The organism is Hydrogenophaga sp. (assembly GCF_030373245.1).
Classification (GTDB): Bacteria; Pseudomonadota; Gammaproteobacteria; order Burkholderiales; family Burkholderiaceae_C; genus Hydrogenophaga.
Window position 1 is genome coordinate 165268 of record NZ_JAUCZF010000002.1, and the last position, 26870, is coordinate 192137.

The 26870-nt window shown below is 63.0% G+C and carries 27 protein-coding genes and 1 tRNA gene; 12 read left to right on the forward strand and 16 right to left on the reverse strand.

The annotated features are described in order from the left end of the window. Positions 1-68: 68 nt before the first annotated feature. The 5 genes from QUV25_RS06205 to QUV25_RS06225 all read left to right on the forward strand — a co-directional run bounded on the left by QUV25_RS06205 (position 69) and on the right by QUV25_RS06225 (position 6552). Positions 69-1013 carry a M23 family metallopeptidase gene (locus QUV25_RS06205; RefSeq protein ID WP_300862404.1) on the forward strand — a complete coding sequence of 315 codons (945 nt, stop codon included), beginning with the start codon at positions 69-71 and terminating at the stop codon, positions 1011-1013. 181 nt (positions 1014-1194) lie between these two features. Then, complete coding sequence (secA, locus tag QUV25_RS06210) at positions 1195-3939, forward strand: preprotein translocase subunit SecA (protein WP_300862407.1); 2745 nt, start codon at positions 1195-1197, stop codon at positions 3937-3939. A gap of 40 nt (positions 3940-3979) precedes the next feature. After that, a complete protein-coding gene (gene argJ / locus QUV25_RS06215; RefSeq protein WP_300862409.1) occupies positions 3980-5227 on the forward strand; it encodes a bifunctional glutamate N-acetyltransferase/amino-acid acetyltransferase ArgJ in 1248 nt (415 codons plus the stop codon). Beyond that, a complete protein-coding gene (locus QUV25_RS06220) occupies positions 5224-6102 on the forward strand; it encodes an ATP-binding protein (RefSeq protein ID WP_300862411.1) in 879 nt (292 codons plus the stop codon). Before argJ ends, QUV25_RS06220 begins: the two co-directional genes overlap by 4 nt. Beyond that, on the forward strand, positions 6103-6552 hold the full coding sequence (locus tag QUV25_RS06225; RefSeq protein ID WP_300862413.1) for an NUDIX domain-containing protein: 450 nt from the start codon (positions 6103-6105) through the stop codon (positions 6550-6552). Here the strand turns inward: QUV25_RS06225 and QUV25_RS06230 are convergent. The 8 genes from QUV25_RS06230 to QUV25_RS06265 all read right to left on the reverse strand — a co-directional run bounded on the left by QUV25_RS06230 (position 6549) and on the right by QUV25_RS06265 (position 13302). After that, positions 6549-6755 carry a DNA gyrase inhibitor YacG gene (locus tag QUV25_RS06230; RefSeq protein WP_300862415.1) on the reverse strand — a complete coding sequence of 69 codons (207 nt, stop codon included), beginning with the start codon at positions 6753-6755 and terminating at the stop codon, positions 6549-6551. The two genes, QUV25_RS06225 and QUV25_RS06230, sit on opposite strands and share 4 nt — an antisense overlap. Before the next feature lie 7 nt (positions 6756-6762). After that, positions 6763-7518 (reverse strand): cell division protein ZapD, encoded by a 756-nt coding sequence (gene zapD / locus QUV25_RS06235; RefSeq protein WP_300862417.1) that lies wholly within the window; start codon positions 7516-7518, stop codon positions 6763-6765. A 52-nt stretch (positions 7519-7570) separates the two neighbouring features. After that, complete coding sequence (gene coaE, locus QUV25_RS06240) at positions 7571-8158, reverse strand: dephospho-CoA kinase (protein WP_300863065.1); 588 nt, start codon at positions 8156-8158, stop codon at positions 7571-7573. 26 nt (positions 8159-8184) lie between these two features. Then, complete coding sequence (locus QUV25_RS06245) at positions 8185-9042, reverse strand: A24 family peptidase (protein ID WP_300862419.1); 858 nt, start codon at positions 9040-9042, stop codon at positions 8185-8187. Continuing rightward, the gene (locus QUV25_RS06250; RefSeq protein ID WP_300862422.1) at positions 9042-10259 is read right to left on the reverse strand and encodes a type II secretion system F family protein; all 1218 of its coding nucleotides are present in this window, start codon (positions 10257-10259) and stop codon (positions 9042-9044) included. The genes QUV25_RS06245 and QUV25_RS06250 overlap by 1 nt, the downstream gene beginning before the upstream one ends. Positions 10260-10291: 32 nt before the next feature. Then, positions 10292-12025 carry a type IV-A pilus assembly ATPase PilB gene (gene pilB, locus QUV25_RS06255; protein WP_300862425.1) on the reverse strand — a complete coding sequence of 578 codons (1734 nt, stop codon included), beginning with the start codon at positions 12023-12025 and terminating at the stop codon, positions 10292-10294. A gap of 167 nt (positions 12026-12192) precedes the next feature. Further along, a tRNA-Pro gene (locus tag QUV25_RS06260) sits at positions 12193-12269 on the reverse strand. 52 nt (positions 12270-12321) lie between these two features. Beyond that, on the reverse strand, positions 12322-13302 hold the full coding sequence (locus tag QUV25_RS06265) for a polyprenyl synthetase family protein (protein WP_300863066.1): 981 nt from the start codon (positions 13300-13302) through the stop codon (positions 12322-12324). 234 nt (positions 13303-13536) lie between these two features. Between QUV25_RS06265 and rplU the strand changes: the two genes are divergently transcribed. The 4 genes from rplU to proB all read left to right on the forward strand — a co-directional run bounded on the left by rplU (position 13537) and on the right by proB (position 16503). Beyond that, positions 13537-13848, forward strand: coding sequence for a 50S ribosomal protein L21 (gene rplU / locus QUV25_RS06270; protein ID WP_291008246.1), 312 nt, complete (start codon positions 13537-13539; stop codon positions 13846-13848). Positions 13849-13863: 15 nt separating this feature from the next. After that, positions 13864-14121, forward strand: a complete 258-nt coding sequence (gene rpmA / locus QUV25_RS06275; protein ID WP_291008243.1) for a 50S ribosomal protein L27 — start codon at positions 13864-13866, stop codon at positions 14119-14121. Positions 14122-14229: 108 nt separating this feature from the next. Then, positions 14230-15303 (forward strand): Obg family GTPase CgtA, encoded by a 1074-nt coding sequence (gene cgtA, locus QUV25_RS06280; RefSeq protein WP_300862437.1) that lies wholly within the window; start codon positions 14230-14232, stop codon positions 15301-15303. Positions 15304-15339: 36 nt separating this feature from the next. Then, positions 15340-16503 carry a glutamate 5-kinase gene (proB, locus tag QUV25_RS06285; protein WP_300862440.1) on the forward strand — a complete coding sequence of 388 codons (1164 nt, stop codon included), beginning with the start codon at positions 15340-15342 and terminating at the stop codon, positions 16501-16503. A 13-nt stretch (positions 16504-16516) separates the two neighbouring features. Here proB and QUV25_RS06290 read toward each other — a convergent pair whose 3' ends face one another. Further along, entirely contained in the window at positions 16517-17170 is a 654-nt protein-coding gene (locus QUV25_RS06290) for an RNA pyrophosphohydrolase (RefSeq protein WP_300862442.1), read from the reverse strand. A gap of 184 nt (positions 17171-17354) precedes the next feature. Between QUV25_RS06290 and QUV25_RS06295 the strand changes: the two genes are divergently transcribed. Both QUV25_RS06295 and QUV25_RS06300 read left to right on the forward strand, forming a co-directional pair. Then, positions 17355-19100: a proline--tRNA ligase gene (locus QUV25_RS06295; RefSeq protein ID WP_300862444.1), complete on the forward strand. Its 1746-nt coding sequence runs from the start codon at positions 17355-17357 to the stop codon at positions 19098-19100. After that, on the forward strand, positions 19097-19750 hold the full coding sequence (locus QUV25_RS06300; protein ID WP_300862445.1) for a lytic transglycosylase domain-containing protein: 654 nt from the start codon (positions 19097-19099) through the stop codon (positions 19748-19750). The genes QUV25_RS06295 and QUV25_RS06300 overlap by 4 nt, the downstream gene beginning before the upstream one ends. Positions 19751-19790: 40 nt before the next feature. Here QUV25_RS06300 and QUV25_RS06305 read toward each other — a convergent pair whose 3' ends face one another. The 5 genes from QUV25_RS06305 to hemA form a co-directional block, all read right to left on the reverse strand. Continuing rightward, complete coding sequence (locus QUV25_RS06305; RefSeq protein WP_300862447.1) at positions 19791-20795, reverse strand: AAA family ATPase; 1005 nt, start codon at positions 20793-20795, stop codon at positions 19791-19793. Between the two features lie 191 nt (positions 20796-20986). Continuing rightward, positions 20987-21310, reverse strand: a complete 324-nt coding sequence (gene grxD, locus QUV25_RS06310) for a Grx4 family monothiol glutaredoxin (RefSeq protein ID WP_300862450.1) — start codon at positions 21308-21310, stop codon at positions 20987-20989. 54 nt (positions 21311-21364) lie between these two features. Further along, complete coding sequence (prmC, locus tag QUV25_RS06315) at positions 21365-22216, reverse strand: peptide chain release factor N(5)-glutamine methyltransferase (RefSeq protein WP_300862452.1); 852 nt, start codon at positions 22214-22216, stop codon at positions 21365-21367. Next, the gene (gene prfA / locus QUV25_RS06320; RefSeq protein ID WP_300862454.1) at positions 22213-23301 is read right to left on the reverse strand and encodes a peptide chain release factor 1; all 1089 of its coding nucleotides are present in this window, start codon (positions 23299-23301) and stop codon (positions 22213-22215) included. Before prfA ends, prmC begins: the two co-directional genes overlap by 4 nt. 87 nt (positions 23302-23388) lie before the next feature. After that, positions 23389-24660, reverse strand: coding sequence for a glutamyl-tRNA reductase (gene hemA, locus QUV25_RS06325; protein WP_300862457.1), 1272 nt, complete (start codon positions 24658-24660; stop codon positions 23389-23391). A 48-nt stretch (positions 24661-24708) separates the two neighbouring features. On the opposite strand from hemA, the gene QUV25_RS06330 reads away from it, so the two are divergent. Beyond that, entirely contained in the window at positions 24709-24978 is a 270-nt protein-coding gene (locus QUV25_RS06330) for a hypothetical protein (protein ID WP_300862459.1), read from the forward strand. A 15-nt stretch (positions 24979-24993) separates the two neighbouring features. Here the strand turns inward: QUV25_RS06330 and ugpQ are convergent, their stop codons facing one another. Together ugpQ and ugpC are read right to left on the reverse strand one after the other, a co-directional pair. After that, on the reverse strand, positions 24994-25746 hold the full coding sequence (gene ugpQ / locus QUV25_RS06335; protein WP_300862461.1) for a glycerophosphodiester phosphodiesterase: 753 nt from the start codon (positions 25744-25746) through the stop codon (positions 24994-24996). A gap of 83 nt (positions 25747-25829) precedes the next feature. After that, complete coding sequence (ugpC, locus tag QUV25_RS06340) at positions 25830-26834, reverse strand: sn-glycerol-3-phosphate ABC transporter ATP-binding protein UgpC (RefSeq protein ID WP_300862463.1); 1005 nt, start codon at positions 26832-26834, stop codon at positions 25830-25832. Positions 26835-26870: the final 36 nt, after the last annotated feature.

A 26870-nucleotide genomic window follows, 5' to 3' on the forward strand; every position in this document is an offset into this window, starting at 1 on the left:
AGGGCGGGGTGCGTTGCTCATGAATGCGGTGCTCGGCCAACAAGCCAGGCCAAAAGGAAAGGTGAATCGTGCACATCATTATCACGGATGCCTGGCTCGCACGAAGCCAGGCGTTGCACCTCAACGGGTGGAAGCTGATCGGAGCTGGCTTGCTGAGCTCGGTGTTGCTGATGCTCGGCTCGGTGGCGACGTACCACTGGGTGTTTCTCGAAGGGGTGCGCCAGGGCTGGCCCGGCTTCACCTCGGTGGCGCGCATTGTGACGCAGGGTGATGTGGACTCCAAAGAGGTCTACATGCGCGAGAACCTCGATGCCATGGCTCGCAAGCTGGGTGAAATACAGGCGCGCATGCTGCAGATCGACTCGCTTGGTGAACGAGTCGGTGGCCTGGCTGGTTTGAAGCCGGAGCAGATGACCCCGCCCAAGTTGCCCGGGTCCGGAGGCGTGCTGGTGGGCGATCGCACCCTCAGTTTGGCCGAGTTGCAGGGGGAAATGGATTCGCTGGACATGAGCACCCACTCCCGCGTGGACTGGCTCACCGCGGTGGAGTCAAGGCTGTTTGATCAGAAAATCCGCAGCAGCCTGGTGCCGACCGAGGAACCGGTGCAGGGAGGTCGTGTTGGCTCGCCGTTTGGCTTTCGCATCGACCCCATCACTGGCCGCTCGGCCTTGCACACCGGGCTGGACTTTCCGGCAGACACCGGTACCCCCATCCTGGCCGCTGCAGGGGGCGTCGTGGTGATTCAGGAGTACCACCATGCTTACGGGAATCTGGTGGAGGTGGACCATGGCAACGAGCTGATCACCCGGTACGCCCACGCCTCGGAGGTTCTGGTCAAGACGGGCGATATCGTGAAGCGGGGGCAGAAGATCGCCAAGGTCGGCTCCACTGGCCGATCCACCGGTCCTCACCTGCACTTCGAGGTGTTGGTCTCCGGCGTGCCACAGGATCCGCGCCCCTTCCTGGCTGCGGGCGAAGCGCTGACTGCCGCCGCGGTCTCTCCCAAGCGCTGAGCGGGTGCGGACAGAGCCGGGACTTTTCCCGGCAGGTAAAATGCCGCTTTTGCGCTTGAATGCCGAGCAAACGTCCGCATGTGTCGGCTGACCGCCTGCTGGCGGGCTTGTTTCGTGCGCTGGAGCACTCCACCCTATCTGCCTGTCCGACGCTTGATGCGCCCGGCGCAGGCCCGACCGCATGGCCACAAACCTCCTCACCAAGATTTTCGGTAGCAGCAACGATCGATTGCTTAAAACCTACCGCAAGACCGTCGAGCGCATCAATTCGCTCGAGGCCAAGTTTGAGAAGCTCAGCGACGATGAACTAAGAGGCCAGACGGAGGCGTTCAAGCGCCGCATCGCCGGCGGCGAAACGCTGGACGCGGTGCTGCCCGAGGCTTTTGCGGTGGTGCGCGAGGGCAGCAAGCGCGTGATGAAGATGCGCCACTTCGACGTTCAGCTGGTCGGTGGCCTGGCCTTGCACAATGGCAAGGTGGCCGAAATGCGAACTGGCGAGGGCAAGACGCTCACCGCGACGCTGCCGGTCTACCTCAACGCGCTGACGGGTCAGGGTGTGCACGTGGTGACCGTCAACGACTACCTGGCCAGTCGAGACGCGCAATGGATGGGCCGGCTCTACAACTTTCTGGGTCTCACTGTCGGCATCAATCTGCCGCAAGCACCCCGCGAGGAAAAGCAAGCCGCCTACCAAGCCGATATCACCTACGGCACCAACAACGAATACGGATTTGATTACCTGCGCGACAACATGGTGTACGAGTCGGGCGACCGCGTGCAGCGCGGGCTCAACTTCGCCATCGTCGACGAGGTCGACTCGATTCTGATCGACGAGGCTCGCACGCCGCTCATCATCAGCGGGCAGGCCGAAGACCAGACTCAGGTCTACATGGCGATCAAGGCCTTGATTCCCAGCCTGGTGCGCCAGGAAGGTGAGGCCGATCCGCGTACCGGTGAGGGTGTGATCAAGCCCGGCGACTTCACGGTGGATGAAAAGTCGCACACCATCCACATGACCGAACAAGGTCATGAAAAGGCCGAGGCGCTGCTGGCACAAGCCGGTCTGTTGCCCGAGGGTGCATCGCTCTACGACCCGGCCAACATCGCGCTGATGCACCATCTCGTGACCTCACTCAAGGCGCATCACCTCTACCACCGCGACCAGCACTATGTGAATCAGGGTGGCGAGATCGTGATCGTGGACGAATTCACCGGGCGCCTGATGACGGGTCGCCGCTGGAGCGATGGCTTGCATCAGGCCGTTGAAGCCAAGGAAGGTGTGGCGATCCAGCCCGAGAACCAGACCTTGGCTTCGATCACGTTCCAGAACTATTTCCGCCTCTACAAGAAGCTCTCCGGCATGACCGGCACGGCCGATACCGAGGCTTATGAGTTCCAGGAAATCTACGGTCTGCAAACGGTGGTGATTCCGCCCAACCGACCGAGCAAGCGCACCGACCAGCTCGATCGTGTTTACAAGACCACCAAGGAAAAATACGTCGCGGCCATCGAAGACATCCGGGAATGCCAGCAGCGCGGTCAGCCCGTGCTGGTGGGCACCTCGTCGATCGAAAACTCCGAAATCATCGCCGAGCTGCTGGCAGCCGAGAAGCTGCCGCATGAGGTGCTCAATGCCAAGCAGCATGCGCGCGAGGCAGACATCATCGTGCAGGCCGGCCGACCGGGTGCTATCACCATCGCCACCAACATGGCGGGCCGCGGCACCGATATCGTGCTGGGCGGCAACCTGGAAAAGATGACCGCGGCCATTGAAGCTGACGAGTCACTGGACGAGTCCGCCAAAGCTGCGCGCATCGAAACGCTGCGCCAGCAGTGGCAGCAGGACCACGACAAGGTCAAGGCCTTGGGTGGTCTGCGCATCATTGCGACCGAGCGTCACGAAAGCCGGCGCATCGACAACCAGCTGCGTGGCCGCTCAGGACGCCAGGGCGATCCGGGGTCTTCCCGCTTCTACCTGAGCCTGGACGATTCGCTGATGCGCATCTTCGCGGGCGACAAGGTGCGAGCCATCATGGACAGGCTGAAGATGCCCGAGGGCGAGGCGATCGAAGCGGGCATCGTGACGCGCAGCATCGAAAGCGCGCAGCGCAAAGTGGAGGCTCGCAATTTCGATATCCGCAAGCAACTGCTGGAATACGACGACGTGTCCAACGACCAGCGCAAAGTGATTTACCAGCAGCGCAACGACATTCTTGACGCCCAGAGCCTTCGCGCGCAGATCGATGCGCTGCGTGAAGGCTGCTTCACCGACCTGGTGCACCAGTTCGTTCCTGAAGGCAGTGTCGAAGAACAGTGGGACCTACCTGGTCTGGAGAAGGTACTTCGCGAAGAATGGGCGGTCGATGTGCCGGTGACCGCCTGGGTGTCCGACGCCGAGTCCATCGACGCTGAGGAGATTGTCGAGCGCGTGATCGCACAGGCCAAGCTGGTATTTGATGCCAAGGTCGCTCAGGTGGGAGAGGACAATTTCACCAATTTCGAGCGCGTCGTGCTGCTTCAAACCATCGACGGACAGTGGCGCGAGCACCTGTCCGCGCTCGACTACCTGCGCCAGGGCATTCACCTGCGCGGGTATGCGCAGAAGCAGCCCAAGCAGGAATACAAGCGCGAGGCATTTGTGCTGTTTGGGCAGTTGCTCGACAGTGTCAAGAACGACGTGACGCGCATCCTGATGAATGTGCGTGTGCAGTCTCCCGAGCAGGTGAGCGAGGCGGCGCAGCAGCTGGAAGACCGGGCGGAGAAAATTGCCAACGTGACCTACTCTGCGCCCAACGAATCCGGCGATGCAGAGTTGGTGCGCGAGGGTGGTGCTGCGGTGGCCGAAGTGCCGCGGGTTGGTCGCAACGATCCTTGTCCTTGCGGCAGTGGCAAGAAGTACAAACACTGCCACGGCAAGCTCGATTGAGAGCGGGTCCGAGCCAGGCCACTTTTTCCGGAAATTCAACATGCCCGTATCGCTAGCGTCGCCCCAGGCCTCCGATTTACATGCCATAGCCGGCGTTCGCATCGGCGTGGCTGAGGCAGGGATTCGAAAGGCCAATCGCAAGGACTTGACGGTCTTTCTGCTTGACGAAGGCAGTGCGGTTGGCGCCGTGTTCACGCAAAATCGCTACGCCGCCGCACCGGTCCAAGTTTGCCGCCAGCATCTGGCCTCGGGGCTGGGCATTCGAGCGCTTGTCGTGAACACCGGCAACGCCAACGCTGGCACCGGTGAGTCGGGCCTGGCGAATGCGCAGAAGACTTGCAGCGCCTTGGCCCGTGCCCTGAACCTGGCTCACGAGCAGGTGCTGCCATTCTCCACCGGCGTGATCATGGAGCCTCTGCCGGTTGACAGACTGATTGCCGGTTTGCCCGCGGCGCTGACCTCGGCCGCGCAGGGTGCGATGGCCTCAGGTGAGCGCTGGCTGGATGCCGCTACCGGCATTATGACGACCGACACAGTGCCCAAAGCGGTGAGCTGCGTTTTTGCAGTCGGTGGACGCACCGTGCAGGCTACGGGCATCGCCAAAGGGGCGGGCATGATCCGGCCCAACATGGCCACCATGCTTGGTTTTCTGGCGACCGACGCGTGCGTCGCTCCTGAACTCATGAACACTCTGGCGCGTCGCCTGGCCGATGTCTCGTTCAACCGCGTCACGGTTGACGGCGACACCAGCACCAACGACTGTTTCGTGGTCATGGCCACCGGTCACGCAGGCCATCCGCCCGTGACCGATCTGGACAGCGCCGAAGGGAAGGCCCTGCTGGCAGGGCTGGCGCCACTGGCTCAGCAGCTGGCACATGCCATCGTGCGCGACGGCGAAGGCGCCACGAAGTTCATCACTGTTCGTGTGGAAGGCGGGCGCGACAGCACCGAGTGTCTTCTGGCGGCCTATGCGGTGGCCCATTCGCCGCTGGTCAAGACGGCCTTCTTCGCCAGTGATCCGAACCTGGGCCGCATTCTGGCAGCGGTGGGCTATGCCGGCATCACCGATCTCGATGTGAACGGAATCGAACTGCACCTCGGCGATGTGCACGTGGTCACCTGTGGCGGGCGCCACCCCGATTACCGCGAAGAAGATGGCCAACGCGTGATGAAGCAGGCGGAGATCCTGGTGCGTATCGGCCTGGGCCGCGGCGAGGCAGCAGAGACCGTGTGGACCTGCGACTTCAGCCACGACTACGTGACCATCAACGCCGACTACCGATCATGAGTGTGGCGCTGGAGCGTTTGCTGGCTCGTGCTGAGCAACTGATTGATCGCATCGAGACCGTGCTGCCGCAGCCTTTGGGTGCGCCCGACTGGGCGGCCTCGGTGGCGTATCGCTACCGCAAGCGAAGCAGCGGACACGGTGTGCTGGAGCCGGTGCGCCATGTTGCGCCGATGCGCTTGAGCGATCTGCAGGAAATCGATGGCCAGAAGGACAAGATCCAGCGCAACACGCAGCAGTTCGTGCAGGGTTTGCCTGCCAACAACGTGTTGCTCACCGGTGCACGAGGCACTGGCAAATCTTCATTGGTCAAGGCCTGCCTGCACGAGTACAACGCTCAGGGGTTGCGCCTGATCGAGGTCGATAAGGCCGACCTGGTGGACCTGCCCGACATCGTCGACGTGGTAGCCGATCGGCCCGAGCGCTTCATCGTCTTTTGTGATGACTTGAGTTTTGAAGACGGTGAGTCAGGCTACAAGGCGCTGAAGTCGGTGCTCGATGGCTCGGTCTCGGCTGCCGGACACAACGTGCTGATTTACGCGACCAGCAACCGGCGCCACCTGTTGCCAGAGTACATGAAGGAGAACCTCAGCTACACGCACACCGCTGATGGCGAGGTACATCCGGGCGAGGTGGTGGAAGAGAAAATTTCGCTCTCCGAGCGATTCGGTCTCTGGGTCAGCTTCTACCCCTTCAGTCAGGATGAGTACCTGGCGATCGTGGCGCAGTGGCTGACGTCGTTTGCGGTGCCAGCGGCTGACATCGAGCGCGCAATACCGCAAGCGCTGGTGTGGGCGCTTGAGCGCGGCTCGCGCAGCGGCCGCGTGGCCTACCAGTTTGCGCGTGATTACGCGGGCACCCACGCCACCGGCGTTTGAATGAAACGTCCTGTGCTGATGGTCGATGCCGACCAAGCGCGGCAGTCATCGCAAGACAGGCCGGTGGTCGATGTGGCTGTCGGCGTGTTGATTGCAGGAGATGGCTCGTTTTTGCTCACCTCTCGCCCGCCTGGCAAGGTCTATGCAGGCTATTGGGAGTTCCCTGGCGGTAAGCTGGAGACGGGTGAAAGCGTGGAGCAGGCCTTGCGCCGAGAGCTGCAGGAAGAAATCGGTGTGACCATCGGCCCCGTCCATCCCTGGCGCGACGAGCTGGTGGACTATCCGCACGCGCTGGTGCGGCTGCATTTTTGCAAGGTCCTGGACTGGCAGGGTGAGTTGCAGATGCGCGAAGGGCAGGCCTACCGGTGGGAACGGCTCCCCGTGCGTTGTGAACCCGTGTTGCCCGGCACCGTGCCCGTGCTGGCCTGGCTCGAGGATGAGACGACTTAATTGCGCTCGAACTCCGGATCTTTGTCGGGCGCCTGCTCTGGCAAGGCAAATCGCTCGCTGGCCCATGCGCCCAGATCGTGCTGCTTGCACCTCTCGCCGCAGAATGGCCGGTAAGGATTGTCGGGTGCAAATCGGCTGGGGCCGCTGCAGGCGGGGCACCGAACTGTCCGTGCAGGAAGCGAGTCAAGCTTCTGATCAGCCACGAGGACCTCAGGCACAGAGCGTCAGCTCAAAAGCGGCGTCTTCCTGAGCCGGATGCAGGCGATCGTCTTCGCCGTGACGCATCAGGCGCACCGACATCATCAGGCGGTTGCCACTGATCTCGGGGATCCAGCCCGCATGCGGATCGATGCGCAGGCGCAGCAACTGAAACGTGCGGCCCTGCGGCAGGTTCTGCTGGTACTGACCTGCAGGCGCTACCACCTTCTGGGGCGATCCGGAGTCGCGCAGCATCTTCAGCAACAGCACGATGGACTCGGCCAGTGGCTCCAGCGGAGCGACCCAGCGGTTCAGATCCGCCCGGCGCGCCTCGACCGGGTGGTGCTGCCAGTCGAAGTAGGCCGGAAGATCAAATTCGCATGTGCCACCCGGAATGCCGATGCGGCTGCGGATACTCATCAGCCAGTCGTTTTCGGTCAGCGACTGGCCGGTCTTGCCGGTGAGCTGGTTGAGCTGCGAGAAGCAGTCGTCCAGCTGTGCAATGACCTCGTCGAGAGCCTGCTCGGAAATGGCTGGATTGCCGCGGTAGCCGTTGAGCTGCGCCTTCTGGCGGTCAATATCCTTGAGCACGTCGGATTTCATGTCGGCGCGCGAGGCCACGTCCATGATCTCGAAGATGGTCTGGATGGCGTAATGGTGATCGAGCGGGTGGTGGCGCGGCACCAGTTCAGCCAACCGCCGGAACAGCTGTTCGAGACGGAGGTAGGTGCGTAGGCGCTCGTTGAACGGGTATTCGTAAAGGATCACGGGGCGGCGTGCACGGGCGGTGAGAAGGTCAGGGCATAAGAGAAGACTTTCATCATAGCCCGAACCCGCACGCCATCCGGGTCACGATCTGTTGCAGCTGGTCCAGACGGATCCCATCGTTGAATATCACGGCATCGGCCGCGGCCAGTCGACCTGTACGTGGGCACTGGCTGCGAATGGCCGCTTCAATTGTCTCCGTGGCCCAGCCATTGCGGGCCTGCACTCGGGCGATCTGGGTGGCGGGCAGGCAGTCGACTACCACCACGCGGTCTAGCTGGGTCCTCCATCGGGGCGATTCCACAAGCAGCGGGATGTCGAACACGATGCAGGGCTCGACCGCGGCAGCGGCCTGCCGACGAATCTCGTCGGCCACCAGCGGGTGCACGATGGACTCCAGTGCCTGCCGGAGTTCGGGTTGTTCAAAGATGCGCGAGCGCATGCGCGTGCGGTCCAGGGAGCCGTCCGCTGCCAGGGCGTCCCGTCCGAATCGCTGAGCAATCGCCGGCAGGGCATTGCCGCCGGGCTCGGTACAGGCGCGCGCGATGGCATCGGCATCAATAAGGGCGGCTCCGAGGTTCTGCAGCGTGCGGGCGACGGTGCTTTTGCCGCTGCCGATGCCACCGGTGAGACCGAGCCGCATTTTGTGGCAGCGGGCCGGCGAAGCGATCACAGGCCGATGACCGCCAGGATCGAAGAGGCGCCAAACATCATGGCAGTGAGGCCTGCCAACGCCAAGAACGGGCCGAAGGGCACGTAGCCTCCTTCGCGCAGACTTCCCAACATCTTGATGGCGATGCCGACCACTGCTCCGATGACCGAGGCCATGAGGATCACCGGAATCAGGGCCTGCCAGCCCAGCCAGGCGCCCAGGGCCGCAAAAAGCTTGAAATCGCCATAACCCATGCCTTCTTTGCCGGTCAACAGCTTGAACGCCCAGTACACGAGCCACAGCGATAGGTAGCCGGCCACCGCGCCCCAAAGCGAGCTGGTCAGCGGCGTGTGGATCCACCCCAGGCCAGCGGCACACAAGCCGGCCCAGAGCAAGGGCAGTGTGATGTCATCCGGCAACAGGGTGGTGTCCCAGTCAATGCAGGTCAGTGTCAACAGGGCAGCGGCGAATCCGCTCCAGATCAAGGCCTCCCAACCGAGCCCCCAGCGCCAGCCGCACCAGGCGAACAGCGCAGCGCAGACCAGTTCCACCGCTGGATATCGCAGGCTGATGGGTGCTGCACAGCCGTGGCAACGCCCGCGAAGCACTGTGTAGCTGATCACAGGGATGTTCTCGAACCAGCGAATCTGGTGGCCGCAGTGGGGGCAGCGAGAACGCGGCACCAGCAGGTTGAAGGGCTCAGCGGGCGTCTCCAGCGAGGGAGCAGCGTCTGCACGGGTGAACTCTGCACATTCGGAGGCCCAGCGCAATTCCATCATCTTGGGCAGCCGGTGGATCACGACATTGAGAAAACTTCCCACCAGCAGACCCAGCAGACCCAGCAGCGCTGCGTCCGCCACCTCAAGCGAGAGCATCAGACGACCTGACCCAGTTTGAAGATTGGTAGGTACATCGAAACCACGATACCGCCAATGATGGTGCCCAGGATGACGATGATGATGGGTTCCATCAGGCTGGAGATTCCGGCCACCATGTCATCGACCTCGGCTTCGTAAAAGTCCGCCGCTTTGCCCAGCATGTGATCGATCGAGCCCGATTCCTCACCGATGGCGCACATCTGCAGCACCATGGAAGGGAAAATGTTGGCGTTGGTCATTGCGTTGGTCAGACTGGTACCTGTCGAGACCTCTTGCTGAATTTTTTCGGTCGCAATCGCATATACCGAGTTCCCGGAGGCACCCCCCACGGAGTCCAGCGCTTCCACCAAAGGCACACCTGCCGCAAACATGGTGGCCAAGGTGCGCGTCCAGCGGGCGATCACCGATTTCTCCACCAAGGTACCGAAGATCGGCATCTTGAGCATCAGCCTGTCCATGACGCGCTGCACCTTTTCGTTGCGCCTCCAGGCCTGCATAAAAAAGTACAGGCCACCGCCGATACCACCAAAGATCAGGTACCAGTACTCAGTGAAAAATTCGCTCATGGCGATCACGAACAAGGTCGGAGCAGGCAGGTCGGCGCCGAAGGAGCTGAAGACTTCCTTGAACGAGGGGATCACAAAAATCATGATCACCGCGACCACCACAAACGCGACGATGATCACCGAGATCGGGTACATCAGGGCCGACTTGATCTTGGACTTGATCGCCTCGGTTTTCTCCATGTACACCGCAAGCCGGTCCAGCAACTCTTCCAGGATACCGGCAGCTTCACCAGCCTCGACCAGATTGCAGTACAGGCTGTCGAAGTACAGTGGGTTTTTCCGGAAGGCCGCACTCAGAGAGGTCCCTGTTTCCACATCGGCCCGAATGTCGTTGAGCAACTTGGATACGCTGGGGTTGGGATTGCCGCGGCCCACGATATCGAACGCCTGAAGCAGGGGCACACCCGCCTTCATCATGGTGGCGAGCTGACGGGTGAAAATGGCAATGTCTTTGGGTTTGATGCGCTTGCCCGAGGACATGCGGCGCTTCTTCACCTTGCCCGGGATGATGCCCTGTCGGCGCAGGGCCGCCAATACCTGGTTCTCACCCACCGCCCGGGTTTCTCCCCTGACCTGTTTGCCATTGCGGTCCTTGCCTTCCCATTCGAAGACAAAGTCCTTGACGCTTTTGGATGCTGCAGTGGCCATGGGTTCCCCGGGTTCGTATCTCGTGCTTCAGCTCACTCGTTGGTAACGCTGAGCACCTCTTCCAATGACGTCATGCCCTGCCGCACCTTGAGCAGGCCCGACTCGCGCAAGCTCCTCACCCCTTCGGCGCTCGCCTGCTGGGCAATGTCAAGTGCGCTGCCACCCCGCAAGATGATGCGCTGAATCTCCTCCGAGATCGGCATGACCTGGTAGATGCCGACACGGCCCTTGTAGCCGTTGTTGCATGCAGAGCAGCCAACGGGCTTGTAGGGTGTCCAGCTGCCATCAAGATCCTCGGCCTTGTAGCCAGCATCCAGGAGGGCCTTGCGCGGCACATCCAATGGTGACTTGCAAGTCGCACAAAGTCGACGGGCCAGCCGCTGAGCGGTGATCAGGATGACACTGGAGGCAATGTTGAACGTGGGAACTCCCATGTTCATCATGCGGGTCAGCGTGGTCGGAGCGTCGTTGGTGTGCAGGGTCGACAGCACCATGTGGCCGGTCTGCGCCGCCTTGATCGAGATATCGGCCGTCTCCAGGTCGCGAATCTCACCTACCATGATGATGTCAGGATCCTGACGCAGGAAAGCTTTGAGTGCTGCGGCAAAGGTCAGCCCGGCCTTCTCATTCACATTCACCTGGTTCACACCGGGCAAATTGATCTCCGAAGGGTCCTCAGCGGTCGAGATGTTGATGCCGGGCTTGTTCAGGATGTTCAGGCAGGTGTAGAGCGACACCGTCTTGCCCGAGCCGGTCGGGCCGGTGACGAGCACCATGCCATACGGCCGCGAAATGGCCTCAAGCAAGCGTTCCTTTTCTTCCGCTTCATAGCCGAGCGCATCGATACCCACCTTGGCGCTGCTGGGATCCAGAATACGAATCACGATCTTTTCGCCGAACAGCGTGGGCAAGGAGCTGACCCGGAAGTCGATTACCCGGTCTGGACCCACCTTGAGCTTCATTCGCCCGTCTTGGGGAATGCGCTTCTCCGAAATGTCCATGCGCGAGATCACCTTGATGCGCGAGGCCAGCTTGTCCTTGATGGCTATCGGCGGTGAAGCAATTTCGCGCAGCTCGCCATCGACGCGAAAACGCACGCGATAGGTGTGTTCGTAAGGCTCAAAATGCAGGTCGGACGCGCGCATATTGAAAGCGTCGATCAGCATCTTGTGGAGGAACTTGACCACAGGCGCGTCATCGACTTCCGACGACTTGTCCGGTGCATCGGTGGTGATCGCTTCGGTCGCCAGTTCATCGAATTCGAAGTCGCCACCGATGATGTTGTCCATCGTCTCGTTGGCGCTGGTGTTCTGGAGTTCGACCAGCTTGTTGAGCTTGTCGAACTCCGTGATCACCCAGTCCACACCCATCTGGGTCGCGAACTTGATCTTCTCTGCAGCCTGCTGGTCCGCCGGATCGGCGGTGGCCACCATCAGGCGGTTGTTGCGTTTGCTCAGAACCACAATGCGGTAGTCCAGGCAGATCTTGCTGTCCAGCAAGCCCTTGGGCAACCGCTCGACGTCAATAGCTTCCAGGTCCAGCAGGGGCGCCGCATAAGCGGCTGCCATCGTGTGCGCCATGTCGTAGGCTGACACGGCGCCCGAGCTGGTCAGCTCGGCAATGAAACTGGTTCGGCCTACCTGCGCTTTTTTGTACAGGTCCTCGGCCGCTTTCTGGCCCAGTTTGCCGGCGGACACCAAGGCGCGGCCCAAGCCCGGCAAGGCCATGGAAGCACTGTCCTGAATCACTGTATCGACTGACGCCATAAACCCGTAATCTAACGTAAATCAACGACTTGGCCGTCACAATTGACGCAACTTGTGTCGAATTTGCGGATTGTCGCGTCCTTGGCGTTGCGAGAAGGTCTCGAAAAGCTGGACCAAAACCACCCAAATCCGTGGTCCGCCGTTGAGAACTGGCGAAATGGAAGGTCTGGTCGGGGTGAGAGGATTCGAACCTCCGGCCTCTACGTCCCGAACGTAGCGCTCTACCTGGCTAAGCTACACCCCGAAAACGGCTGTCTTTTACCCTCGGGGAAGGGCGAGCGCGCTTCGTTTTGGCCCTAGGAGCGGCGCTCCAGCAGGCCAGCAGCCAATTGTAGCAAGGCATCGCTGTAGACATTGGCCGGCAGCGCGCGTGCGGCGTCAACCGCACGCTGGGCTTCGGCCATCGCGCTGCCCCGCGCCGCATCGAGTGCGCCAGACTCGGCAATGAGACTCAAGATTTGGGGCAAGTGGGTCAGATCACCTTGCTCGATCGCCCTGCGGATCACGACCTGCTCAGCAGGCCTGGCGCGCTGAAGCGCGCAGATGATGGGCAAGGTAACCTTGCCTTCGCGAAGGTCATCGCCAAGGTTCTTGCCCAGATCATCTGCACTGCCTTCGTAGTCCAGCACGTCGTCAATGACCTGAAATGCGGTGCCCACCGCCTGGCCATAGGTGGCGCATAGCGCTTCGGTTTGCGCGTCCGCCCCGGCCAGGATAGGGGCCAGCTGTGCGCTGGCTTCAAACAGCTTGGCGGTCTTGGAGCGGATCACCCGGAGGTAAGCCGCCTCGCTCACCGAAGCGTCGTGCATGTTCATCAGTTGCAGGACCTCGCCTTCGGCGATCACGTTGGTGGCATCGGACAGCACCTGCATCACCCGCATCTGGTTCACGTCGACCATCATCTGGAAAGCCCGCGAGTACAGAAAGTCGCCTACCAGCACGCTGGCCGCGTTGCCAAACTGCTCGTTGGCGGTGGGTCGGCCCCGGCGCAGCGTGGACTCGTCCACGACATCGTCGTGCAGCAGAGTGGCGGTGTGGATGAACTCGATCACGGCAGCAAGCGTGTGGCGGTGCGCATGAACAGAGCCAATCGCGCCGCTCATCAGCAACAGCAGCGCAGGTCTCAGGCGCTTGCCACCAGCACCGATGATGTACTGGGCAACTTCCCGCACAAGCGGCACATCGGTGGTCAATCGCTGGTGGATCACCTGGTCCACCAGCTGCATGTCCTGTGCGATCAGGTCCAGCGGATGAGATGCCTGGGAGGGAAGGGGGATCAAGATGGGGAGTCCGTCGGGGAGGGTGGACAGGGATTGCCGACCAAGGGGCCTTGATTATAGGAACGGGGTTGGTACCGATCGACTGGATGGGTCGCTGCGCGCCTCGTTGTTGGTCCACTCCGCGTCGCTCACCTCGATGTTTGAGAAAAACGGCTTGTCGTGCTAAAATCGCAGGTTCGGCGGAACTTCGTCCGTCGAACATCCATTCGTGGATTTTTTCAAGAGGTTCATATGTACGCGGTCATAAAAACCGGTGGCAAACAGTATCGTGTTGCTGCTGGCGAAAAAATTAAAGTAGAACAGATTGCTGCGGATGTGGGCCAAGAGATCGTGATTGACCAGGTTCTGGCTGTCGGCAACGGCAGCGAGCTCAAGGTCGGCACTCCCTTGGTTTCCGGCGCAACGGTCACGGTCACGGTGTTGGCCCACGGTAGGCACGACAAGGTGCACATCTTCAAGATGCGCCGTCGCAAGCACTATCAGAAGCGCCAGGGTCACCGGCAGAATTTCACCGAACTGCAGATTGCGTCGATCGCAGGCTGAGAGGAGTAAGAGAACATGGCACAGAAAAAAGGCGGCGGCTCTACGCGAAACGGGCGCGATTCCAAGCCCAAAATGCTCGGCGTGAAGGCCTTTGGTGGTGAACTCGTGAGCGCGGGCGCCATCATCGTGCGTCAGCGTGGCACCAAGTTTCACCCCGGCAGCAACGTCGGCCTGGGGAAAGATCACACCCTGTTTGCCACGGCAGACGGTCACGTGAGCTTCGCTGTCAAGGGCGCGCTGAATCGCCACGTGGTGAGCATCACCCCCGTTTGAGCGACGCGGTTCTGTAGCGAGTCGGGCTTTGCCCGGTGAGGGCAGGACGCAGCAGAGGGCCCGCGCAAGCGGGCCTTTTTCGTATGGGTATTTCCCGGAAAAGATGACATGAAATTTGTGGACGAAGCCACCATCGACGTCGCCGCGGGCGACGGCGGGAACGGCTGCGCCTCGTTCCGGCACGAGAAGTACAAGGAGTTCGGTGGACCTGACGGCGGCGATGGTGGGCGTGGTGGACACGTGCTGGCAGTGGCCGACGCCAGCCTCAACACCCTGGTGGACTTCCGCTTCACGCGCCGCTTTGAAGCTCACCGCGGTGAGCACGGCAAGGGCTCGGACATGTTCGGCATCAAGGGCGATGACATCGTGCTCAAGATGCCGGTAGGTACCATCATCGCTGACTCAGAGACGGGCGAGGTGCTGCACGAACTGCTGCTGCCGGGCGAGCAGATCACGCTCGCCAAGGGGGGTGACGGTGGCTTTGGCAATATGCACTACAAGAGCTCGACCAACCGCTCGCCCAGGCAGAAGACGCCAGGCTGGGCTGGCGAGCGACGCACGCTCAAGCTGGAGCTCAAGGTGTTGGCCGACGTGGGCTTGCTGGGCATGCCGAATGCCGGCAAGTCCACCTTGATTGCAGCGATTTCGAACGCGCGCCCCAAGATTGCCGATTACCCGTTCACCACGCTGCATCCCAACCTGGGAGTGGTGCGCGTGGCGCCAGAGAAGAGTTTTGTGGTGGCTGATGTGCCGGGCTTGATCGAGGGCGCTTCGGAAGGCGCAGGTCTGGGGCATCAGTTCCTGCGGCATTTGCAGCGGACCCGTGTGTTGTTGCACTTGGTGGACGCGGCGCCTTTCGACGAAGAGGTGGACCCGGTTGCGCAGGCAAAGGCCATTGCTGCCGAGCTCAAAAAGTTCGATCAGGCCTTGTACGACAAACCGCGCTGGCTGGTGCTGAACAAGCTGGACATGGTGCCGCTGGACGAACGCGAGGCACGCGTCAAAGACATCGTCAAGCGGCTGCGCTTCAAAGGACCGGTGTTCGAGATCTCCGCGCTTACCCGAGAGGGGTGCGAGCGGCTGGTGCAATCGGTCTATGAGTTTCTGGCCAAGGAATTTCGCGCGACTCAGCCTGAAAAGGAAGCGGACCCGCGCTTCGACGTCGACCCCCGCGGTCTTTGATCCATTGTTCTCCTCACCTTCACTGATCGTCCCTGCATGAGCGACATGTTGACCGGTTCCGGGGTCCCTGTGACACACCACAGCGCCTTGAAGCACGCCAAGCGCATTGTGGTCAAAGTAGGTTCCAGCCTGGTCACCAACGAAGGTCGTGGCCTGGATGAGCAAGCCATTGGTCAGTGGAGCGAGGAGCTGGCCGAGCTTGTCAAGCAAGGGCGCGAGCTGATCATGGTGAGCAGCGGTGCAATCGCCGAGGGCATGAAGCGCCTGGGTTGGGCGGTGCGACCGAAGGAAGTGAATGAGCTGCAGGCGGCGGCTGCCGTGGGTCAGATGGGCCTGGTGCAGATGTACGAGAGCAAGCTGCGCGCCTGTGGCGTCGGCAGCGCTCAGGTGCTTCTGACGCACGCCGACCTCGCCGACCGTGAGCGCTACCTCAACGCCCGCTCGACTCTGATGACCCTGCTGCAGCTGGGCGTGGTGCCGGTCATCAATGAAAACGACACCGTGGTCAATGACGAGATCAAGTTTGGCGACAACGATACCCTCGGTGCCCTGGTGGCCAATCTGGTCGAGGCCGATGTGCTGGTCATCCTGACCGACCAGAAGGGTCTCTACACCGCCGACCCGCGCCGTGATCCCGCTGCCGAGTTTGTGCACCAGGCGCGCGCGGGAGACCCACAGCTGGAGACCATGGCCGGTGGCGTGGGGTCAAGCATTGGCCGCGGAGGCATGCTCACCAAGATCCTCGCCGCCAAACGCGCTGCGGGTTCAGGTGCATCCACCGTCATTGCCTGGGGGCGTGAGCCGCGTGTCTTGCGGCGCCTGTGTGAAGGCGAGGCCATCGGTACCAGCCTGCTTGCCAATACACCCAAGAACCAGGCCCGCAAGCGCTGGATGGCCGATCACCTGCAGCTGCGCGGGGCGGTGGTAGTGGACGATGGCGCCATCGGCAAGATCGTGGGCGAAGGCAAGAGTCTGCTTCCGATCGGCATGACCGCGGTCGAAGGCGATTTCTCGCGCGGCGATGTGATCGCGGTGCGCAGCACGGCCGGCAAGGAGGTCGCTCGAGGGCTCGCGAACTACGCCAGTTCGGAAGCTCGCATGCTGTGCCGCAAGTCTTCAGCCGACTTTGAGCGGTTGCTGGGTTACGTGGCCGAGCCCGAAATGATTCACCGCGACAACCTGGTGCTTACACGCGAGTGATCTGCAAAGGCATTCAGGCCAGCTTGTTCAAGCTCGGCTGGGTGTCGGTGAACGGTCCGGATCCTTGTGGGTGCGGGTCGAAGCTGGCGCCGGGTGGCAACTCCATCTGCTGCTTGCCCATGGGTGAGGGCATTTCCCCGTCGTCCCAGGGGCGCGCTCGCGAGTTGCCGCGCAGGTAGCGATTGCGGTGGTCGTTGCGTGGCAGGTAGCGAGCCAGCTCGGTCAGCGCCATTTCGTACACGCCGCGCTTGAACTCCACCACCACGTCCAGCGGCACCCAGTAGTCGTGCCAGCGCCAGGCATCGAACTCGGGGTGGCTGGTGGCGCGCAGGTTCAGATTCCAGTCCTGCGCCACCAGACGCAACAGGTACCAGATCTGTTTCTGACCTTTGTAATGACCGCGCGCGTCGCGGCGGATGAAGCGGTCCGGCACTTCGTAGCGCAACCAGTCTCGCGTGCGAGCGACGATGCTCACGTGCTCGGGCATGAGGCCGACCTCTTCGTGCAGCTCTCGGTACATCGCCTGCTCAGGCGTTTCGCCTCGGTCAATACCACCTTGCGGAAACTGCCAGGAATGGGAACGGATGCGCTTGCCCCAGAACACCTGATTTCGCTGGTTGAGCAGAATGATGCCGACATTGGGCCTGAAGCCTTCCCTGTCAAGCATAATCAACCTCAAATTTTTGAACTGTCTGGATTATGCATCGCGCATGACAGATTGCGAGGTTTTGCCAACCCGGATCGGTAGCACCGCCGGGTAAACACCGATTGGCGGCGCCATCCTGGCTTGGTGCAGTCCTCCCCGCCCTGTTTTCACCACCCTTTGATCGGGCTGACCGCCCCGCGCCTTCATGAAAGCTTCTCAGTTCTTCATCTCCACGCTCAAGGAAGCTCCTGCCGACGCCGAGGTGGTCAGTCACCGGCTCATGACGCGCGCCGGCATGATCAAGAAACTGGGGGCGGGCATCTACTCGTACATGCCCATGGGCCTGAGAGTGATCCAGAAAGTGGAGCGCATCGTGCGCGAGGAGATGAACCGCTCAGGTGCGGTCGAGCTCACCATGCCGGTGGTGCAACCGGCGGAGCTCTGGCAGGAGACCGGTCGCTTCGAGAAGATGGGTCCCGAGTTGCTGCGCATCCAGGACCGGCACGGTCGAGACTTCATCGTGCAGCCCACCAGCGAAGAGGTGGTGACCGACATTGCGCGCCAGGAGCTGCGAAGCTACAAGCAACTTCCCAAGAACTTCTACCAGATCCAGACCAAGTTTCGCGACGAGCGCAGGCCGCGCTTTGGTCTGATGCGGGGGCGCGAATTCATCATGAAGGATGCCTACAGCTTCGATCGCGACGAGGCCGCCGCCAAGTCCAGCTACCAGGTGATGGCCGCGGCCTACCGCCGCATCTTTGACCGCTTTGGCCTGCGATACCGCGCGGTGGCGGCCGACAGCGGAGCCATCGGCGGCGACCTGAGTGAGGAGTTCCAGGTGATCGCGGCGACCGGCGAAGACGCCATCGTGTACTGCCCGGACAGCGACTACGCGGCCAACATGGAGAAGGCCGAAGCGCTCGCGCCGGCGGGCCCGCGCCCGGGGGCGACCAACGCCATGATGAAGACGCCGACGCCGGGCAAGAGCACCTGCGCCGACGTGGCCGAGCTGCTCGGGGTGCCGCTGGCCAACACGGTGAAATCGCTGGTGCTGGTCACCGACGAGTTGAACGAAGCGGGCGAGGTGAAGCGAAGCCAGGTGTGGCTGCTGCTGCTTCGCGGGGACCACGACATGAACGAGGTCAAGGTCAGCAAGGTGCCCGGCTTGGATGCGAGCTTTCGCTTCGCCACCGTGCCTGAGATCGAAGCGCACTTTGGCAGCAAGCCGGGTTACCTCGGCCCCATCGGCATGAAGCAGGCCGTGAAGCTGGTGGCCGACCGCGAGGTGGCTGCAATGGCCGACTGGATCTGCGGCGCCAATGAAGTCGACTTCCACTTCACCGGCGTGAACTGGGGTCGTGACCTGCCCGAGCCCGATCTGGTGGCCGACATCCGCAATGTGGTGGAGGGTGACGCCTCTCCCGACGGCAGGGGCCGGCTTGCCATTGAGCGCGGCATCGAGGTGGGCCATGTGTTTTACCTTGGCACCAAATACAGCCGGGCGATGAATGCCACGTTCCTGGCCGAGGACGGTAAACCCGCGCCGTTCGAAATGGGTTGTTATGGCATCGGCATCACCCGCTTGCCCGCTGCCGCGATCGAACAAAACCACGACGAGCGCGGCATCATCTGGCCCGACGCGATTGCGCCGTTCACGGTGGTGATTTGCCCGATCGGCATGGACCGCAGCGCCGAGGTGAAAGCGGCGGCCGAACAGCTCCACGAGGAGTTGCTGGCCGCAGGCGTCGACGTGCTGCTTGACGACCGCGGCGAACGGCCGGGCGCCATGTTTGCCGACTGGGAACTCATTGGCGTCCCGCACCGCGTGACGATTGGCGACAAGGGGTTGAAGGACGGGCAGGTGGAGTACCAGCACCGGCGCGATGCTGTTGCGACCAAGGTGGCCCTGGCTGACGCGATGACCTTCGTGAAAGGCCGCCTCGCCGCATGAGCACGGCAGCGCCGCTCCACCAGGGGCTGCTGAGCCGCCGTGCTTGCCTGGCGGCGACCGTGGCGGGTGCGGGGTCGCTGCTGGGCTGGCCCATGGTGGCCGTCGCCGGCGGGCAGCTGGAGGAGCCGCTGGCTGATTCGGTGCGCTCGGTGCTGAGTGCGGCGATCGCCAACCGGGCGCCGCCGGTGCCCGAATTCGACGACATCAACAAACGCCTGGCCCATCTGCGCTGGCTGGGCGCCATGAGCGACCGCCTGAAAAAGCGCAAGCCAGATTTCCAGACCCGCATCGAGTTCCTGCAGACCGTGTGGTACGAGTCCAAGCGCGCGGGCCTGGACACGACGATGGTGATGGGCCTGATCCAGGTGGAGAGCGCTTTCCGCAAGTTTGCGATCTCGCGCGTGGGCGCGCGCGGCTACATGCAGATCATGCCGTTTTGGTCGCGGGTGATCGGCGACGGCGATGCGGGCAAGCTCTTCAACATGCAGACCAACTTGCGATTTGGCTGCGTGATCCTGCGCCACTATCTCGACCGCGAGCGGGGCGACACCTTCATGGCGCTGGGTCGCTACAACGGCAGCCGCGGCCGGGCCGAGTACCCGAACGCGGTGTACGCCGCGGCCAAGAACTGGGTACACCCGGACGCCTGAGGGTCTGGCGCCGACACGCCGCGCGGCGACTGCGCCTGAGCTACTGCAGAAAGCCGATGCGTGACTTGCAAGGACCGCTGCGCGGCAGGTCGTCGGGCTCGATGCGGTAGCGGTTGTCCAACCGGGCATTGCCAAAGGCGGTGACCAGCGCGCGGCGCATGTCTCGCGGAGCCAGATTGGCCAGCATGTCCAGCACGTCGTCGGGAGGGGAGGGCTCGAAGCGCTGTCCCCAGTCGTGCTCAGCGCGAATGCCGCGGTACAGGTGCGCCGCGATCTTGCGTGCGGCATCGGGCGACGGCGGCGCGATTTCGAACACGTTCATGCGGTTGCGGATTGGATCCGGAATCGCGCGCTCGTCGTTGGCGGTGGTGATCCAGATGACTTGGCTGGCGTCGATCGGCACTTCAGCGAATTCGTCCACGAAATTTTGAGCGGTGTCGTGTTCCAGCAGGCTGTAGAGTGAACCCAGCGGGTCGTACTGCGCATCGGAGGAGGCCTTGTCGATTTCGTCGATCACGATCACCGGGTTGGCGTACTGGCCATCGACCAGGGCTTCGAACACCTTGCCTGGTTTCGCGCCTTTCCACTGGGAAGAAGAGCCAGAGAGCAACCAGCCAGCGGTCATGGAGCTCATGGATACCAGGCTCATGCTGGTACCCAGCAGATCGGCGATCTGGCGCGCGAAATGGGTTTTGCCGACGCCCGGGGGGCCGAGCAGCAGGATGGGCGTGACCTCCAGGCTGTCGCGGCTGTCCTGGCTGAGTGCCACGTGGCGCTTCACATCGTCAAGCACCTCACCAAAATTGGGCAGCAGGTCGTAGAGTGGTGCCATGTCCGGCACACCCGAGGGTTTGACCGCGAAGCGCTCCGGGCCTCGTTCCAGCATGCGCTGCCAGGTGTTGCGCAACACCTCGTGCTCGCGCTCGTTGCCGCTGGATTGCAGCCTGGCCAGCTTGCGCTCGACTTCGTCGGCGCTGAACACGCTGCGCATCTGGGCGATGGGCAGCCCCAGCGAGGGTGAAGCGACCAGGCTGTGTGAGCTCATGCGGTTCTCCTGAAGGGTTCTTCAACGACTTCATTCAAGCATAGGCCATGCCTGATCTCAACGCGAAAAAAGCCCGATCAGAACTCGGCAATTGAAGCGATTGGCTTGCGCGTGAGAAATGCCGCAATCTGGCGCTGTGGAAAGCGCACAAAAAAGCCGCCCGAGGGCGGCTGATCGATTGGGCAGGAAGTTCAGGCCTGACCGTTGATGACCTGCTGCAGTTCGCCCGACTCGTACATCTCCATCATGATGTCGGAGCCGCCGACAAACTCACCCTTGACGTACAGCTGGGGTATGGTGGGCCACTTGCTGTAGTCCTTGATGCCCTGGCGCACGCCGTCGTCTTCCAGCACGTTGACCGTCTTGACGGTCTTGGGGTCCACGCCACAGGCTTTCAGAATCTGGATCGCGCGGCCGGAGAAACCGCACATGGGGAAACTCGCGTTGCCCTTCATGAAGAGCACGATGTCGTTGGATTTGACCAGCTGGTCGATCTGGGTGTGGGCGTCGCTCATGGTTCAGGCTTCCTCAAGGGCAGTGAAGCGGGAAAGACCCGCAAAATCGGTCAATTATCGCCGGCCCGGCCAGCGGCCGCCAGTGCAGCGCGCAATGCCCGCAAGGTCATTGCGGCTGGCCACGGCGTCGAACCCGTGCGCATGCAGCAGGTCGCGCACCAGCTTCGCCTGGTCGTGGCCGTGTTCCAGCAGCAGCCAGCCACCGGGGTGCAGGGCCGAGGGCGCGCCACCGACCACCGACCGGATGTCGTCCAGGCCATCCATGCCTGCCGTGAGTGCGCGCAGGGGCTCGTGGGCCAGCGCGGGCAGGTGGGGATCGCCCTCAGCGATGTACGGCGGGTTGCTGACGATCAGGTGGAAGCGCTGACCGGGCACGGCGTCCAGCCAGCTGCCGTGCGCGAAATGGACGGTGAGACCGAGACGCGCGGCGTTGGCGCGTGCGACTGTCAGCGCATCTTCGCTGACGTCGGTGGCCCAGACGCTGGCGACCGGACGTTGAGATTTCATGGCCAGTGCAACAGCGCCGCTGCCCGTGCCGAGATCCAGAACCTGCGTGGGTGCTGGCAGATCATTCATCAGCCTCAGCGCCCACTCGACCAGGATTTCGGTGTCGGGCCGGGGCACCAGCACCCGCCGGTCCACCTGCAGCGTGAGACCAAAAAACGCCTGCTCGCCAGTGAGGTAGGCCATCGGCACACCGGCCAGGCGCTCCAGTACGCCTGAGCGGAAGCGCGACGCGACATCCGGCGACAAAACGTCACCATCGTGTGCCAGCAGCCAGGCGCGGTCGTGCGGGTCGTGGGCCAGCGCCATCAGCAACAGCATCTGCGCATCCAGCCGCGCCAGACCCTGGGTCTGGGCGTCGCGCAGGGCGTCGGCCAGCGTGGGGGTGGGCGCGGCCTTCATGGCGCGTGACGGTGTTCGAGTTCGGCCATCAGCTCGGCGCCGCGGGCCACCTGCAGCGCATGGATCACGTCGCCCAGATCGCCCTCCATCACCTGCAGCAGTTTGTACAGGGTGAGGTTGATGCGGTGGTCGGTGAGGCGGCCCTGCGGGAAGTTGTAGGTGCGGATGCGGTCGCTGCGGTCACCGCTGCCGATCAGACCCTTGCGGGTGGCGGCTTCTTTGGCGGCGCGCTCGCTGCGGTCTTTTTCCTGCAGGCGTGCGGTGAGCACCTGCAGCGCCTTGGCCTTGTTGCTGTGCTGGCTGCGGCCGTCTTGGCATTCGGCGGTGATGCCGGTGGGCAGGTGGGTGACGCGCACCGCCGAGTCGGTCTTGTTGATGTGTTGACCGCCAGCGCCGCTGGCGCGGTAGGTGTCGATGCGCAGCTCGCTCGGGTTGAGCTGGACGGCCTCGGTCTCGTCCGGCTCTGGCATGACGGCGACGGTGGCAGCGCTGGTGTGGATGCGACCCTGGGTTTCGGTGGCCGGCACGCGCTGCACTCGGTGCCCGCCCGACTCAAACCGGAGTTTGCCGTAGGCGCCAGCGCCCACGATGCGCAGCACGAGCTCTTTGTAGCCGCCCAGCTCGCCAGGCGACTCGCTCACCACCTCCACCGTCCAGCGCTGGTTCTCGGCGTAGCGGGTGATCATGCGCGCCAGGTCGCCGGCAAACAGGGCCGATTCGTCGCCGCCAGTACCTGCGCGGATCTCCACGAATGCGTTGCGCTCGTCTTCCGGGTCCTTGGGCAGCAGGAGGTGCTGCAGCTCGACGTCCAGCTCGGTCAGCTCTGCGTCGGCGCTGTCGAGCTCATCCTGCGCCATCTCGGCCATTTCCGGATCTTGCAGCAGCTCCTGGGCCGCGGCGCGATCGGCCTCGCGCTGCAGAAAGCGGTTGAACACCTCGACCACCGCACCGGCCTCGGCATGTTCGCGGCTCAGGTTGCGAAAACGCTGCAAATCGTCGACCACGTCGGGCGCGGCGAGCAGGGCGTCAAGCTCGTGCAGGCGGGCGCGCTGGCGCAGCAGGGTGTCTCGAACAAACAGTTTCATGCGGTGGGGGAGTGAAATGGATGCGCTCGGCCAGCCGGCAGACCCACGCGCCAGCGGGGCGCGCGCCTGCTGGTCGGTCGACAGTCGCTAGGACTTGTCGCGCAGAAACAGGCGGGAGACGGTGTGTGCTGTGGCGGCGCGGCTGTCGGCGTCGGTGGAGCGCAACTCGGCCAGCGTGCCGTGCAGCATCTTTTGCGTCAGGCCCTTGGAGAGGGCTTCAAGCACGGCTTCAACCGGTTCGCCTTTGGCGAGCAGTTTGCGGGCGCGCGCCAGTTCGGCACTGCGCCACTCGTCGGCCTGGGCGTGGATTTGCTGGATCAGCGGCACCATGCCGGTGGCGGGGTCGCGCTGCTGCAGCCAGTGCATGAAGCTGAGCACGCCGGCGTCGATGATGACCTCGGCCTGAGCCACGGCGGCTTGCCGGTTGTCTTTGCCTGTCTGCACCACGCTGGCGAGGTCGTCGACGGTGTAGAGATACACGTCGTCCAGCGCCTTGACCTCGGCTTCAATGTCGCGCGGCACGGCGAGATCGACCATGAACATCGGGCGGTGGCGGCGCTTTTTCAGCGCGCGCTCGACCGCACCGAGGCCGATGATGGGCAGGGTGCTGGCGGTGCAGCTGATCACGGCGTCGAACTCGTGCAGCCGATCCGGAATTTCGGCCAGGCGCATGACTTCGGCGCCAAAACGCCCAGCCAGCTTTTCGCCCCGTTCCAGCGTGCGGTTGGCGATCGACATGCTCTTGGGCGTTTTGGCCGCGAAGTGCGTGGCCGCCAGCTCGATCATGTCGCCAGCGCCGACGAACAGCACCCGGATGTCCTTGATGTCTTCAAACAGCTGCGTGGCCAGGCGCACCGCAGCAGCCGTCATGCTGATGGAGTGCGCGCCGATCTCGGTGGAGCTGCGCACCTGCTTGGCGACCGCAAACGAGCGCTGGAACAGCTGGTGCAGCGTGGTGCCCAGGGCGCCGGCTTCTTCAGCCGCGCGCACCGCGTCCTTCATCTGTCCCAGGATCTGCGCCTCGCCCAGCACCATGCTGTCCAGACCGCTGGCGACGCGGAAGGCGTGGCGCGCGGCGTCGTTCTCGCGCAGGATGTAGGCGTGATCGCGCAGCACATGGGTGCTCACGCCACCGGTCTGGGCCAGCCAGTCCAGCGTGGGTTCTACCGCCGCCTGGTCACCGGCGGCGTAGAGCTCGGTGCGGTTGCAGGTGGACAACAGCGTGGCCTCGGGCTGGCGCGGCAGGCTCTGGCGATAACCGGTCAAAGTCGGTTTGATCTGGTCGAGCGCAAACGCAAAACGGCCCCGCAGATCAAGCGGAGCCGTTTGATGGTTGATACCGAGTGCCCAGACAGACATGGCCAGATTATAAAATTGCGCGCTCCCTCCCGTACCTTGCACTGCAATATGACATTTCTCGACCCGCTGCTTCACCTCGCCGGGTTTCTGGCGCCTGCGATGGGGGTGGCGGTGCTGCTCTGGCTGGCCCTGATGCTGCGCCGGGGTCAGCGCAAATCAGGCGGTCGGCCAGGGCGTGATCTGGCGTGGCTGTTTGGGGCGGGTGCGGCGGTCTTGGTGGCCGGACTGATGTATTTCGGCCGCGACGGCAAGATGGCCACTTACGCTGGTCTGGTGTTTGTGCAGGGCACGCTTGCGTGGCGCCTGCGGGGCCGCTGAGATGTTCGTGCAGCGTCACTCGCCCGGGGCAAAACTGTCCAAGGCATCGGTGATGATGCCATCGACCCCCAGGGCAAGCAGCCGCAGCGCGACAGCTTCATCGTTGACCGTGTAGGACAAGGTGCGCAGGCCCAGGCTCTGGACCGCCGCCACGGTGGTCGCATCCCACAATCGGTGATGGCAAACGATGGCGCGGCAATCCAGTGACACCGCGGCTTCCAGCCAACCAGCCCACAAGGAATCGAGCAGCAGGCCGCGCGGCAGGGCGTCAGCTCCTTCGCGGGCGCCGGCCAGCGATTCGGGTCGGAACGAGGTGAGCAGGGGCGCAGCAGCCGCTCCGTTGGCTGGCCACAGGCGGTGCGCTTCGCGTGCGACAGCGAGACCGGTGGCATGTTCCAGGCCCGGCGTGGGCTTGATCTCGATGTTGAGCAGACAGGCATTGGCCAGACAGAAGCCGATCACATTCGCCAGAGTGGGCAGCGGCTCGCCGGCCCAGGCGCGTGAGTGCCAGCGACCGGCATCGAGCTGACTCAGCGCGGCCCAGGGCTGTTCGCCGGCGATGCCTTGTCCATTGCTGGTGCGTTGCAGCGTGTCGTCGTGCAGCAGAAAGGGCACCCCATCGGCGCTCAGCTTGGCGTCGCATTCAAACATGCGGTACCCGTGTGCAGCGCCCAGGCGGAAAGCGGCCAGGGTGTTTTCTGGTGCGAGCTTGCCAGCGCCGCGATGGGCAATCCAGCGCGGGTACGGCCAAGGCGCCGGGGCCACCATGCCTTGCCTGGCGTGTGGTTCGCTGTCCCTCGGGGGGGCTTGCTGAGCCTTGCCAGGGCCCGGCGGCGAGGCCATTGGTTGCGTCATTGCCTGCGCCCTGTTTCAGCGTCGAACCAGTGCATTCGGTCTTCTCGGGGCTGGGCGTGGATGGTGCTGCCCACGGCGGGTGCGGGCTGGTCTTCATGGGTGCGGATGATGAGACTCTCATCGCCGAGGCGGGCATGCACCAGGCGCTCGGCGCCCAGCAATTCCACCGTCTCCACCTGCAGTTCCCAACCGGTGTCGCCGATGTCCACATGTTCAGGGCGAATGCCGAGGATGCTGCCGGGCTTGCCACCCGGTGTCTGTTTCATGAGGTTCATGGGCGGCGAACCCATGAAGCTGGCAACGAACGTGGTGGCCGGGCGTGAGTAGACCTCTTCGGGGGTGCCAAACTGCTCCATCTTGCCGGCGTTCATCACGATCATGCGCTGCGCCAGCGTCATGGCTTCGACCTGGTCGTGGGTGACGAACAGCGAGGTGATGCCCAGCTCGCGGTGCAGCTTCTGGATTTCCAGACGGGTCTGGGCGCGCAGCTTGGCGTCGAGGTTGGACAGTGGCTCGTCAAACAGAAACACCTGCGGCTGGCGAACGATGGCACGGCCCATGGCGACGCGCTGTCGTTGACCGCCCGAGAGCTCGCGCGGCTTGCGCTGCAGCAGGTGGCCCAGTTCCAGGATGGCTGCGGCCTTGTCGACGCGCTGCTGAATTTCGGCCGCCGGCATCTTCTTGATCTTCAGGCCATAGGCCATGTTGTCGAACACGCTCATGTGCGGATACAGCGCGTAGTTCTGGAACACCATGGCGATGTCGCGTTCGGCGGGCTCCAGCGTGTTGACCACGCGCGGACCAATGGCGATCTCGCCCCCGCTGATGTCTTCCAGACCGGCGACCATGCGCAGCAGGGTGGATTTGCCACAGCCCGAGGGTCCGACGATGACGATGAATTCACCCTGGGCGATCTCGGCGTTGACGCCGTGGATGACTTGCAGTTCGGTTTTGCCGGTGCGGTAGCGCTTGACGACGTTGCGAAGGGAAATGGAGGACATGGTGCTTGTTTGAAACGGGAAATCGGGCAGGTCAGC

Bases quoted from the DNA above. Each gene is read 5' to 3' on its own strand.
- hemA (WP_300862457.1), bottom strand. From the start codon at position 24,660: ATGTCTGTCTGGGCACTCGGTATCAACCATCAAACGGCTCCGCTTGAT.
- proB (WP_300862440.1), top strand. From the start codon at position 15,340: ATGAGCGACATGTTGACCGGTTCCGGGGTCCCTGTGACACACCACAGC.
- ugpQ (WP_300862461.1), bottom strand. From the start codon at position 25,746: ATGGTGGCCCCGGCGCCTTGGCCGTACCCGCGCTGGATTGCCCATCGC.
- secA (WP_300862407.1), top strand. From the start codon at position 1,195: ATGGCCACAAACCTCCTCACCAAGATTTTCGGTAGCAGCAACGATCGA.
- QUV25_RS06330 (WP_300862459.1), top strand. From the start codon at position 24,709: ATGACATTTCTCGACCCGCTGCTTCACCTCGCCGGGTTTCTGGCGCCT.
- prmC (WP_300862452.1), bottom strand. From the start codon at position 22,216: ATGAAGGCCGCGCCCACCCCCACGCTGGCCGACGCCCTGCGCGACGCC.
- QUV25_RS06245 (WP_300862419.1), bottom strand. From the start codon at position 9,042: ATGCTCTCGCTTGAGGTGGCGGACGCAGCGCTGCTGGGTCTGCTGGGT.
- cgtA (WP_300862437.1), top strand. From the start codon at position 14,230: ATGAAATTTGTGGACGAAGCCACCATCGACGTCGCCGCGGGCGACGGC.
- ugpC (WP_300862463.1), bottom strand. From the start codon at position 26,834: ATGTCCTCCATTTCCCTTCGCAACGTCGTCAAGCGCTACCGCACCGGC.
- prfA (WP_300862454.1), bottom strand. From the start codon at position 23,301: ATGAAACTGTTTGTTCGAGACACCCTGCTGCGCCAGCGCGCCCGCCTG.
- QUV25_RS06305 (WP_300862447.1), bottom strand. From the start codon at position 20,795: ATGAGCTCACACAGCCTGGTCGCTTCACCCTCGCTGGGGCTGCCCATC.
- QUV25_RS06250 (WP_300862422.1), bottom strand. From the start codon at position 10,259: ATGGCCACTGCAGCATCCAAAAGCGTCAAGGACTTTGTCTTCGAATGG.
- QUV25_RS06225 (WP_300862413.1), top strand. From the start codon at position 6,103: ATGAAACGTCCTGTGCTGATGGTCGATGCCGACCAAGCGCGGCAGTCA.
- QUV25_RS06300 (WP_300862445.1), top strand. From the start codon at position 19,097: ATGAGCACGGCAGCGCCGCTCCACCAGGGGCTGCTGAGCCGCCGTGCT.
- coaE (WP_300863065.1), bottom strand. From the start codon at position 8,158: ATGCGGCTCGGTCTCACCGGTGGCATCGGCAGCGGCAAAAGCACCGTC.
- QUV25_RS06295 (WP_300862444.1), top strand. From the start codon at position 17,355: ATGAAAGCTTCTCAGTTCTTCATCTCCACGCTCAAGGAAGCTCCTGCC.
- argJ (WP_300862409.1), top strand. From the start codon at position 3,980: ATGCCCGTATCGCTAGCGTCGCCCCAGGCCTCCGATTTACATGCCATA.
- QUV25_RS06290 (WP_300862442.1), bottom strand. From the start codon at position 17,170: ATGCTTGACAGGGAAGGCTTCAGGCCCAATGTCGGCATCATTCTGCTC.
- pilB (WP_300862425.1), bottom strand. From the start codon at position 12,025: ATGGCGTCAGTCGATACAGTGATTCAGGACAGTGCTTCCATGGCCTTG.
- rpmA (WP_291008243.1), top strand. From the start codon at position 13,864: ATGGCACAGAAAAAAGGCGGCGGCTCTACGCGAAACGGGCGCGATTCC.
- QUV25_RS06220 (WP_300862411.1), top strand. From the start codon at position 5,224: ATGAGTGTGGCGCTGGAGCGTTTGCTGGCTCGTGCTGAGCAACTGATT.
- rplU (WP_291008246.1), top strand. From the start codon at position 13,537: ATGTACGCGGTCATAAAAACCGGTGGCAAACAGTATCGTGTTGCTGCT.
- grxD (WP_300862450.1), bottom strand. From the start codon at position 21,310: ATGAGCGACGCCCACACCCAGATCGACCAGCTGGTCAAATCCAACGAC.